The organism is Carboxylicivirga caseinilyticus (assembly GCF_050589785.1).
Classification (GTDB): domain Bacteria; phylum Bacteroidota; class Bacteroidia; order Bacteroidales; family Marinilabiliaceae; genus Carboxylicivirga; species Carboxylicivirga caseinilyticus.
On sequence record NZ_JBNGOX010000114.1, the window covers coordinates 1 to 861 of the forward strand.

The window sequence follows — 861 nt, forward strand, 5'->3', positions numbered from 1 at the left end:
GTCGTGGCGCGTTAGTCGTGGTGTCGTGTCACCCGATAGGGGGACTAAGACGGTAGACTAAGGTGTCAGGACGAGCAAAACGAGCCATGCTTTATGCCAGCGGGTTGGCTACTGGGCGTTTTTAAATGTAAAATATCTATCTATAAATCCTAATAAAAAAAACAGTATATACATCCCCCATCCAATGTCCGAATAAAAACGATAAGGGGTTGGTCCCTTAAAGTATCTAAATATCATGAAGACAAAACTAAATCCTAAACTAGTTATCCACAAAATAGTATATACTTTCATACGTCTATTATATTTTGCTATTTTTAATTTTAACTGGATTGCTTCATCATTAGGTAACAAATCTGTCAATTCTTTAAAAACACTTATCGAATCATTAATCTTTTTTCCTGATTCTAATAATGTACACGCATAAACAAATTCAACATCTGTATAGCATTCTAAATACTCTTCTGATTTTCCCTTTAATTTTGAAATTATTGTTTGAACTTCATTTCGGCGATCAATTATTTTAGACCATTGATTGCACAAACCCAATGAATGGTAATATTCAGCTAAAGTATTTGAAATATTTTCTAATTCTTCAATTTCATTAGTCTGATAACCGATAATAAAATCATAATCTTTTTCTATTTCTTCAATGAATTTTTCATTGTCGTCTTCACTTATATTGTCTAGGTTATCGATTATATCACTAAGTATTTTCATGCCTGATTAATAGTCTTGTTTAATTGCATATACGATTTTTTGCCTTGTAGCCAACGTTTGCTGGATGAAGTCGTGGCGCATTAGTCGTGGTGTCGTGTCACCCGATAGGGGGACTAAGACGGTAGACTAAGGTGTCAGGACGAG

At 34.3% G+C, this 861-nt stretch carries 1 protein-coding gene; it reads right to left on the reverse strand.

Translation table 11 applies throughout. The annotated features are described in order from the left end of the window. Positions 1-108 precede the first annotated feature (108 nt). Positions 109-717 carry a hypothetical protein gene (locus ACRD62_RS22470; protein WP_430822325.1) on the reverse strand — a complete coding sequence of 203 codons (609 nt, stop codon included), beginning with the start codon at positions 715-717 and terminating at the stop codon, positions 109-111. Positions 718-861 lie beyond the last annotated feature (144 nt).

Bases quoted from the DNA above. Each gene is read 5' to 3' on its own strand.
- ACRD62_RS22470 (WP_430822325.1), bottom strand. From the start codon at position 717: ATGAAAATACTTAGTGATATAATCGATAACCTAGACAATATAAGTGAA.